This is a genomic window from Sulfurimonas sp. NWX79 (assembly GCF_039667035.1).
Taxonomy (GTDB): domain Bacteria; phylum Campylobacterota; class Campylobacteria; order Campylobacterales; family Sulfurimonadaceae; genus Sulfurimonas; species Sulfurimonas indica.
Genome location: NZ_JALCZL010000024.1, coordinates 20,734 through 30,713 on the forward strand (window position 1 = coordinate 20,734; position 9,980 = coordinate 30,713).

Genomic DNA, 9,980 nt, shown 5'->3' on the forward strand with positions numbered 1-9,980 from the left:
ACAAAAAGAAAGAAAATGAATGTAGCAATAATTGGACTTGGACTTATGGGTGGTTCTTTGGCACTAAGTCTTAAAAAATTAGATTTTATTGATGAAATTGTTGGACACGACCACAATAAAAAGCATCAAAAAGATGCACTTTCACTTAAACTTGTAGAAAAAATCGTCTCTTTTGAAGAGGTAAAGAGATATGATGTTATCTTTTTAGCTATTCCTGTAAATGGTGTCATTGCCGCTTTACAGGATTTAAAAGATGTCCAAAAAGATGCGACTATCATTGACCTTGGAAGTACAAAAGCAAAGATTGTAGCAGCAGTGCCTCATGAAATTCGCAAGAATTTTGTAGCGGCACATCCAATGACCGGAACTGAAAACTTCGGTCCTCACGCAGCACTTGAAGGACTTTATGAAGATAAAGTCGTAGTACTCTGTGACTTGGAAGAGAGCGGTGAACACCAAAGAGCAGTGGCTCGTAAGATATTTAAAGCACTGAAGATGAAAAAGTACTTTATGAAATCAAACGAACATGACAGACATGCCGCATTTATCTCTCATATGCCTCACGCAGTCTCTTACTCTATTGCAAATACAGTGATGAAACAAGAAAAAAGAGACAATATTTTAGCACTCGCAGCCGGTGGATTCCGTTCTATGAGCCGCCTTGCCAAATCCTCTCCGAATATGTGGGAAGATATCTTCAGACAGAACAAAGAGAACCTTCTTGAAGCAATAGAGCTTTTCCAAAAAGAGCTCAATACCATGAAAAAAAATATTCAAAATGATGAGTGGGAAAAAGTTCACAAGGAGATGGCTGACGCCAATAAACTGCACGATATTTTCTAAGAAATATCGTACCTCTTTAAAACCTCTTTTAAAAGTTTTTTATCAATTTTCTCTTTTTTATCTCCATACAGATTTCCCTCTAAAGTATCAACAATAATTTTGACATCTTTATCACTGTCTTTGTATGGTAAGAGTTTTAAGAGGAGTAGTTTTTCATCTTTGATGTTAAAACGTTTCTCTTTTTTTGCTTTTTGAAATGATTTCGTAAGCATCAATACTGCTCCGACTATGATACCGACAACAAAAGCAATAATCAGCCAGATATAAGAAAAAGCACTACCAGCAGTCACACTCTGCTCTTGTGCTTTTTTTACAACAAGTTTTGGCGCTTCATCTTTTTTGATATTTAGTGATGTTGTCGTTTTAGCAGATCCTTTAACTTTGATGTGAATCGGCTCTGTCTTTATCTGCTCCACCCTTTTTGTTGTTAGATTATAAAAAGCGAGTTTAAAAGGTGGGATTGTGAAATCCTTATCAGAGACAAATGCAAGTTTTTGGGTGAGAGTATCACCATGAATCTCGATTTTCTCATCAAAAACATTGACACCATTTATGTAAGGTTTAAAACTCTCAATATCTTCTAAATTCCCCTCACCTTTTACAGTAACAGTTACATTTACAGCCTCATTTGGTGTTATCTCTTGCTTGTTTGCTTCGGCAGATATTGTAAAATTTCCTACGATTTCTGCATTGTTTGGCAGTGGTTTTGCATGAATTTGCACCTCATTGGAGTAGTAGTTTTTCCACTTTACCTGCGGCATAAAAGAGCCCCACATATCACGACGGTTCACACGCGATGCGATGCGAAGCTGTGCAGGTTTGATTGTCAGGTTTCCTTCTCTTTGTGCTGCTAATTTATAATCAGCACGTGTAATGATATACTCGGGAGTCTCTTCTCTTGTGGCCTGAGATTTGCCTTTTACCCAAAACCCTTTAAAATCAGGCTCTATAAACTTACTGTCCACAACAGCTGCACGTCTGTTTTGCTTTAATTCAAGATGTAAAATAAAGGGCTCACCGACAAAAACATCACTCTTCGATACTTTGAGTGAGAGGAGAAAAGCCGCATTTTTATCTTGTGATGCAGGTTTTACCACGACTTTTACTTCATTTGATTTTTCCATCTTGCCATCAATCTCAACATCCGTTGGTGCTATGACACAGCTCTTTTGTGGTACAAATTCATACGAGAGAACATAACTTTTTTTATAATCCATATTGACCATTTCTATGCTGGTCTGTGAACTTGAACCTATAATATCATTGCCACAGATATCTGTAAGTACCGGCTTATGGACCTTCTCTCCAGTGATTGTCAGTACATAGGTTGCAGTCTCACCACTGTAAACCACAGGTGGTTCAACACGTGCTGTGACACTTGCATAGATTGTTGTAGTTAAAAATGTTAATAGTATAAATATTTTTTTACCAAGGTTTTTCATTTTGGTCTTCCTTTATAGGTTTTTCTTTGTTTAATCTGTACAGATAGGAGTTTTGTTGCGAGTTTAAAGCTTTAAGCCACTTCTTCTCTTCAGCATCACTCATCTTATCTTTCATATCTTTCATCTGCGCCATTGAAGCATCCTGTTTTTCTTTTTTATCTTGTTTTTTGTTCTCTTCATTGGCTTTTAACTCTTTGAGTTTCTCTTTGGCTTTTTTTGCATTTTCTTTCGACTTGTTCTGTTGCTCTTTATCTTTTTGTTCTTGCTCATTTTTCTTTTGTTCTTGAGCATTTTTTTCCTGGTTTTTCTTCTCTTCTTCACTCTGCTTTTGAGATTTTCTCTCCTGATTTTTTTCTTTGTCATTTTGCTGACTCTGCTTATTTTGTTGGTCTTGTTTGTTCTGCTGCTGTTGTTGTTTGTTCTCTCTGTTTTTATCTTTATTGTTTTGCTGCTCTTGTGGCTGTTGTTGTTGCTGCTGTTGATTCTTTTGATCTTTTTGATTCTGCTGCTTTTTGTTCTGTTGCTTGTTTTGCTTATTTTGTTTATTTTGCTCTTTTTGCTCTTGCTTTTTCTGCAGCGCTTTTTTCACAGCTTTCAAGTTCTCACGAACCTCTTTATCTTCTTTGAGCTTCAAGGACTCTTCATATACTTTTATCGCATTTTTCAGCTCTTCTTCACTCCCGAGTCTGGCATGAGCATTTCCCATATTCGCAAAATTCTTCGCGCGTGCTTCACGACTGCTGAACGTTGCCTTTTTATAACTCTCTAAAGCCTCTTTATATTTTTTCTGTTTATAGAGTGCATTTCCTGCATTGTAGTAGGCCTCTCCACTGTCAGATTTTTTCGCATAGGCATCAAAATATTGTGCTGACTTTTTATAGTTCTGATGCTTATAAGCCTCTTTTGCGTCTTTTAATTCTACAAAATCCAAAAGACCTGCTTTGGCACTAGGAGCATTAAAAAATATAAGAGCCAACAGAAACATAGATGGTACATCTACTTTTTTTCGTTTACTCATAGATGATGTAGCAATAAGCAGAAGAATAAGCGCAAGTCCTACAGGATAGTAAAAGAGTGGGATATACTTCTCTATCTCTTCTGATTTCATCTCTTTTTTCTTCGCTTTTGCCTCTATCTCACGCAACATTGCTTTTATATCACTGTTGGAGTTCACTCCCTCTATGTAAACACCACCTGTTTTTGTTGCCAAGTCAGCTATCTTTTCATTGAGTTTTGTCAAAATTATTTTTCCGTTTTGTTTGATAAACTCACCATTTTCAAGCTTGATAGGTGCTCCTTTTTTTGTTCCGATACCTAAAATAAAAACAGTAATATTATGCTCTTTTGCATACGCTATCTCACGTGAGAAATCTTCGACATCGCCGCCGTCACTCAAAAGCAGAATATATCTGCGTGACTCATTTTTAATGCTTCTGTCCACTACTTCAAGCATCGACATCAGGTCTGTTCCCTGCTCTGTTATGGAGTTTGTATCAAGATTTTTGAGTAAAAATGCCACAGCCCCGTGGTCAAAACTAAGCGGTGAGACCAGATAGGAGTTTTTGGCAAACGCAATGATGCCAATACGCTCATTTGGTGCGAGACGTAAAAATTCCAAAGCCTTTTGTTTGGCTAGTTTTAGACGATTTGGATAGACATCCGTTGCCAGCATGGAGTCTGAGATATCAAGTGCTATCATAATGTCCGCACTTTTGGCTTTTATCTCTATTTTTCCTTCTTTGATAACCGGACCGGCAAGTGCAAAAATCAGTAAAATACCAATAAGCATAAAAAGTGCATTTCTTGCTTTGAGTGTCAAGGTATTGGCACTTACACGCAGTCTATCCATCACCTCCTCAGAAAAAAAAGTTGCCTGAGCCTCTTTTTGTGTTAAAAGTAATCCGAACAAGATAAAAAGTGGTGGTAGCATATAGTATAAAAATTCTGGATGTAAAAAACTCATTATGCACTCCCTCTTTTATTTCTCAGATAGATGTAAAGCATCAATGAAATTAGTCCTATAAAGAGTGGATAGAAGTAGTAATATTTCAAGTAAGTAAAGGTCTCATTTTTAATATCGCTCTTCTCCAGTGCATCGATCTTCGCATAAACAGCTTTAAGTTCATCTGCACTCGAAGCACCAAATGCAACACCGCCTGTCTCTTTTGCAATCTTAACAAGTACTGCACGATTGTACTCATTTGGTCCGCCTATACCGATAGGGTACACCTTCACGCCCTCTTTTTTTGCCAAATCTATAGCAACATCAAGAGGGATTTTGTCAACCTGTGGAGTAGAGTATCCATCTGTCAGTAAAATCGCTACTTTTGATTTTGCCTTGGAGATCTTTAAGAGATTGACCCCTTGTGCCAATGCTTCATAGAGTGCAGTATATTTTCCTGCCATACCGATTTGGAGCTGTGAAACTATACGTGAGAGTATATGTTCATCATAGGTAAGTGGTGAAGCGATAAAGGAGTATACTCCAAAGACAACAAGACCGATGTTGTCACTCTTTCGTTTTTGTATAAAATCTCTTACTATCTTTTTGACGACATCAAAACGTGTCGCCATCGGGTCATTCATATCAAAACCTCGTGCCTCCATTGACTGGGATGCATCTAAAATCAAAGCTATCTCATGCCCCTGCTTTGGTGTAAGCTCGTAAGGTTCATCTTTGACCGGAGACATCAAAGCTAAGATCAGCATCACTATTCCTATCCATTTTAGAAAAAACAACAGTTTTGATGTAGCAATATTGCTTTTCATAAATTGGCTTGCGTGAGGAAAGTAGATGGATGGAAGCTTCATCTTACAAAGTGTTTCACACGCAATAAAAAAGAAGATTACAAAGGCTATTTTTGGAAATTCAAAATAGATTCCATCAAACATCTATCATACCTCTATACAACTCTATAATTCGTAGTGTTTCACTGTCAAAATCATCAACACTTTTTTTATACTTGTACTTCTCTAAATGCTCAAGCATATCATGGTAGGTTTTTTGATGCCGCTGGCTGTCATTTGCAAAGGTCGCACCATACTCTGTCAATCTATATGCAGCTTTTTTTGTCTCATGCAGGTCAATATCTTGCAGAAGGTTAAAATGTTCTTTTCGAAGATTGAACTTTTTCTTTGCACTAAAATACTTATATAACAGATAGATTCCACTAAGAATGATAATAGTTCCAACACCAAGCACGCCTACAAAATAGTAAAACGAATAATCCTCTATCTCAAGCAGTGGTTTGATATCATGAAGTGGTATCTCTTGCGTTTGTATATTTTGCATCTTATCTACCCTCAAACAATCTTCTGAGTGCCACACCAACACTCTCATGTGTATAAACTTTGGTAAAACGCACATGATGCTTTCTAAATGTAGCATAGAGCTCTCGGTCATGCAGAGTCACTTTTTTTGCATATGAAGCTACTGTTGCATCATTAAAATCACCTTCTAAAACATTACCGCTCTCTGGGTCAATGAGTGAAGCAAATCCCATTTTCGGTGGTTTTTCTTCTAAGATATCCCGTACAACAACAGCAACAACTTCATGTTTTTTTGCCAAAAGTTTAAAATCAGGAATCTCAAAAAAATCTCCCACTACAATAATGAGGGACTTCCTTTTTAGTCGTTTAAAAAGCGTATCTGCAAGCACTTTATAATCTGCTTTGTGATTCAAAGCTTCAAAGTTCACTACCTCATCAACATTTTTATGCACAGAAAAAAGCTTCTTACTTGGTTTGAGATGAGACTCTAGCTTATCTGTAAAGATATACGAGCTTAGCAAATCACCGTTTTTTATCGTAGAGAAGCTGAGCATCGCAATGATCTCTGCGATGACATCCTGTTTAAATCGTTTTGAACCAAAATGTACACTTCCGTTAAGCATAGATGCTACAACGACATTAAGCTCACGCTCTTCACGAAATATTTTGATATAGGGCTTTTGCAGTTTTGCGGTGATATTCCAGTCAATATGACGAATATCATCACCCGGCATATACTCACGCAGCTCGATAAAATCATACCCTTCTCCTTGAAAAATGGAAGGATTGTTTCCAACCATTTCCGAGAAGACTTGACGGCGAGCCCGAACAAGTATTTTTTGTAGTTTGCTCACTTTTGCCGCCTTATGGGATTGCTACCGCTTCAAGCACTTTTTGAATGATTTCATCTGTTGTGATACCTTCAGCCTCTGCTTCATATGTTAAAACGATACGGTGACGCATCAGCTCTTTTGCGATGTAGGCAACATCAACAGGTGTTACAAAATCTTTTGCGCGCATAAATGCCATCGCTTTGACAGCTTTGAACATATCGATACTTACACGCGGAGATGCTCCAAACTGTATGAAATCTTTAATATCTTCTAGACCATACTCTTCTGGATATCTTGTTGCATTGACAAGTTCTATCATATACTTCTCAACCTCAGCATCGACATGTACATCACGTACAGCAGCTTTAATGGCATCAAGCTCGCTTTTATCAATGACAGGCATAATATTTTCCATGTTGCCACTTGATATACGGCGTGCAATCTCAAGCTCTTCTTCTTTCGTGTTATAGCCCACGACAAGTTTGAGCATAAAACGGTCAAGCTGTGCTTCTGGAAGCTGATAAACTCCCTCTTGTTCTACCGGGTTTTGTGTTGCCATAACGAAAAAAGGAAGATCGATCTTAAAAGTAGTATCACCAATGGTTACCTGCTTTTCCTGCATCACTTCAAGCAGTGCAGACTGAACTTTTGCCGGTGCACGGTTGATCTCATCAGCAAGTAAAAGATTGGTAAAGATAGGCCCCTTTTTAATTTTAAACTGATTATTTTGCGGGTCATAAATCTCAGCACCTAAAATATCTGATGGTAAAAGGTCAGGGGTAAACTGTGCACGTTTAAAGTCAAGTCCAAGTGCTTTAGAGAGTGCATTTACTGTTGTTGTTTTTGCCAGTCCGGGCACACCTTCGATAAGAATGTGTCCTTCACATAAAAGAGCAATCAGAAGAGAATCTATCATCTTCTCTTGCCCAACGACAACTTTTGCAACCTCTTTTTTTATATTTTCAATCTTAGAAATCATATCTTCACTACCTTTTTTATATCTATATAGTGAAAGTATATTCCTTTGTAGTAAATGATTCCTAAATGTCTAAATTGAGTATTTTTGCAATGCCTTCTTTATCTATTTGCTTGGAGAGTTTTTTTGCGACATCTTGTTTAGCAATACTGTAACTTTGGGAAGATTGTCCTGTAATGTTGAGTGAATTCGTTGCTAGAATATTTCCACTGTTGTCTTTTGTAGCGATGTTTATCTGTGCTCTTGCAATGTAAAAACCATAAGAGCTTGCTCTTTGCATATTTGAATCTACATAGATTGTAAAGTGATACGCATTGTGAAGATTTTTTATCTTGAGTTTTTTCGAGCTCAGCCCTTTTTCAATCGGTCCACTTAATGGTCTATAGTCTGATACAACCCAAAATGTTATGCTTTGTAAAAGTTTATCTCTTTTGTTTCGTAGCTTCTCATACTTTTGCAAATATTTTTGTGATTGAAATCTTTCATTTAAAACACTCATCACGAGTAGTCTGTTTTGCAAATCACTCAAGTTTTGCAGTGCTTTCTTATAAAATGACAACTGCTCAAGAGCATTTTTATCTGCTCTGTTTTTCTCCCATGAAGCTATCAGTGCAAATTCCTGGTCTATCTCTTTTTGCAGTGTTTGAAAAAACTTCATTCTATCTACTTTAATCAGAACTGCATACTTTTTAAATCCAAGTTTGGCAGACTGCAATACTTCATAGCTACTGATACGAATCTTTTGAACTTCACTTTGTGTCTCATTGACGTATGTCGCATCATGTCTGTTTACTGTACCCTTACGCACAACACTCTTAGCACTGTACTTTGAAGAGATGGAAACACTCAGCGTTGCCAGCAATGAAGCAAGTGCATTTGAAAGCGCTTCTTGTTTGTCTTTGCCCTCACCTACACCATAAATCTCTCTTGCATTGGAAGCTGGAGGCTGCATATACCAAGAGGGCAGTGTTTTTTCTTTGACAACTATACGCTCCTTTAATTTGCCACATCCACTTAACAATACTATTGAGGCTAAACATATATAAAACAGTTTCATTATTTTCCTAATTGTTCTAAAGTTTTCTTTCTTTTGGCTATTAAAGTATTTATACGTACAATAGCCTCATTTATCTCTTTGACAGGTTCAACCATAAGATTATCAGCATACTCATAATACTCTTTTGCCTCTTCATACTTACCTTCAGCCTCTTTTATCACTCCCAGATTATAAAAAGCAACATAGCTTTTTCCATCTGTTGAGTCTATTAGACGTGTCAAAAGCTGCTCGGCTTTATCATATCTTGCTTGTTCAATGTACTCTAGGGCAAACTTTAAAAATTTCTCTTGCTGGGATGTGTAGTCCAAGTCCGGATCTTCTAAAAGAGTGACATAAAATTCCCGGTAATGCGGTGTCAGTTTATATGTGAACTCTCGTGCCAGTGCATTTGCCATATCTTGTGCAGCAATGGAGACAGAAGGAAGTGCCCGTGAATCATCATTACAATGTTTAAAGATTCTGTTTCTGCTGAGTGTATCTGCAAAAATTATATCTCCACGTGAGACATCTACAACACGTATCTCAGCAGCAAGTCCCACAACTCTTTTCACACAACGCATATTGTAATATCTTAGTTCACTACACTTCGTATTGGCACACTTGACACGCGGTTCATAATAATAACTGTCCTGCTTTGTAGGACGTCTAACATCACCTGAGATAATCGCCTCAGCACCGATAAGCTCTCCTACTTTTACTGAGCTGTCCTCATCTACCAAACCACTGCTTTGAAGTTTTTGTTCTTCTATAATCGTATTGATATCTGTTCTACTTACAATAGTAAAATATTTCTTATTGTTTATTCGAAAACCTGCAAGCTGTGCTTCTATCTTTCTAGAGAGTCCGACACGATCATTTTTAAAACTCAGTACGGCTATCTTTTTTGTCTCTGAAATCCTGTCAACTTCTGCTGGTTCAAGTGCTTTGATTCTTACTTTTTGTGCACATGAAGTAAATAAGAAAATCGCAAGAAGAAAAAATGTTAAAACCTTATATATTTTCATCATACACCTTAATATTTAGAGTCGATTGTAGTTAAAAACTATTTAATTGCTTATTAATCTACAAAAATCACATAAATTTTAAAATTTAGCACTGTTTTTCTTGACATATGGTATCTATTTGTCTATAATTTCGACCTCTTAACAAAGAGAGTTTATGTCTCGTTAGCTCAGCTGGTAGAGCACGTCACTTTTAATGATGTGGCCGATGGTTCGAATCCATCACGGGACACCATTTCATATAGTAACACCTTCAAAAAGTGGCCCCTTCGTCTAGCGGTTAGGATCCATGGTTTTCATCCATGTTACAGGAGTTCGAGTCTCCTAGGGGTCACCACTTTTTCAAACTTAAAAATCACAACAAATTTATTTTTCACAACTCTGATTTATATATTTCACTATAGAATTATCCCGCCCATTCAACCCGCCCATTCAACCGCCCATTCAACCAATAAATGCAATTTCCACCTCTTAATTATGCAGCCATTACTTTTGAAACTGTAGCATAAAAAACTTGAGCAGGAGTTTTAAAGCCAAGAGATTTTCGTGGTCTGTTGT

9 protein-coding genes and 2 tRNA genes are annotated in these 9,980 nt (G+C 37.2%); 3 read left to right on the top strand and 8 right to left on the bottom strand.

From position 1 onward, the window contains the following. Window positions 1-15: 15 nt before the first annotated feature. Entirely contained in the window at window positions 16-843 is an 828-nt protein-coding gene (locus MNY27_RS09230; RefSeq protein ID WP_152184739.1) for a prephenate dehydrogenase, read from the top strand. Here the strand turns inward: MNY27_RS09230 and MNY27_RS09235 are convergent. From MNY27_RS09235 to MNY27_RS09270, 8 genes are all read right to left on the bottom strand, one after another. Beyond that, window positions 840-2,285 carry a BatD family protein gene (locus MNY27_RS09235; RefSeq protein ID WP_152184738.1) on the bottom strand — a complete coding sequence of 482 codons (1,446 nt, stop codon included), beginning with the start codon at window positions 2,283-2,285 and terminating at the stop codon, window positions 840-842. The genes MNY27_RS09230 and MNY27_RS09235 overlap by 4 nt on opposite strands. Then, window positions 2,269-4,248: a VWA domain-containing protein gene (locus MNY27_RS09240; protein ID WP_152184737.1), complete on the bottom strand. Its 1,980-nt coding sequence runs from the start codon at window positions 4,246-4,248 to the stop codon at window positions 2,269-2,271. The genes MNY27_RS09235 and MNY27_RS09240 overlap by 17 nt, the downstream gene beginning before the upstream one ends. Further along, on the bottom strand, window positions 4,248-5,177 hold the full coding sequence (locus tag MNY27_RS09245; RefSeq protein WP_346392198.1) for a VWA domain-containing protein: 930 nt from the start codon (window positions 5,175-5,177) through the stop codon (window positions 4,248-4,250). Before MNY27_RS09245 ends, MNY27_RS09240 begins: the two co-directional genes overlap by 1 nt. Then, on the bottom strand, window positions 5,170-5,577 hold the full coding sequence (locus MNY27_RS09250) for a hypothetical protein (protein WP_152184735.1): 408 nt from the start codon (window positions 5,575-5,577) through the stop codon (window positions 5,170-5,172). The genes MNY27_RS09245 and MNY27_RS09250 overlap by 8 nt, the downstream gene beginning before the upstream one ends. A gap of 1 nt (window position 5,578) precedes the next feature. After that, window positions 5,579-6,409 carry a DUF58 domain-containing protein gene (locus tag MNY27_RS09255; RefSeq protein ID WP_246153862.1) on the bottom strand — a complete coding sequence of 277 codons (831 nt, stop codon included), beginning with the start codon at window positions 6,407-6,409 and terminating at the stop codon, window positions 5,579-5,581. A 10-nt stretch (window positions 6,410-6,419) separates the two neighbouring features. Next, window positions 6,420-7,367 (bottom strand): MoxR family ATPase, encoded by a 948-nt coding sequence (locus MNY27_RS09260; RefSeq protein ID WP_152184734.1) that lies wholly within the window; start codon window positions 7,365-7,367, stop codon window positions 6,420-6,422. 61 nt (window positions 7,368-7,428) lie between these two features. Then, window positions 7,429-8,421 (bottom strand): LPP20 family lipoprotein, encoded by a 993-nt coding sequence (locus MNY27_RS09265; protein WP_152184733.1) that lies wholly within the window; start codon window positions 8,419-8,421, stop codon window positions 7,429-7,431. After that, window positions 8,421-9,425, bottom strand: a complete 1,005-nt coding sequence (locus tag MNY27_RS09270; RefSeq protein WP_346392199.1) for a CsgG/HfaB family protein — start codon at window positions 9,423-9,425, stop codon at window positions 8,421-8,423. Before MNY27_RS09270 ends, MNY27_RS09265 begins: the two co-directional genes overlap by 1 nt. A gap of 156 nt (window positions 9,426-9,581) precedes the next feature. Between MNY27_RS09270 and MNY27_RS09275 the strand changes: the two genes are divergently transcribed. Both MNY27_RS09275 and MNY27_RS09280 read left to right on the top strand, forming a co-directional pair. Beyond that, window positions 9,582-9,657 (top strand) — tRNA-Lys (locus MNY27_RS09275). A 27-nt stretch (window positions 9,658-9,684) separates the two neighbouring features. Then, a tRNA-Glu gene (locus MNY27_RS09280) sits at window positions 9,685-9,759 on the top strand. Window positions 9,760-9,980: the final 221 nt, after the last annotated feature.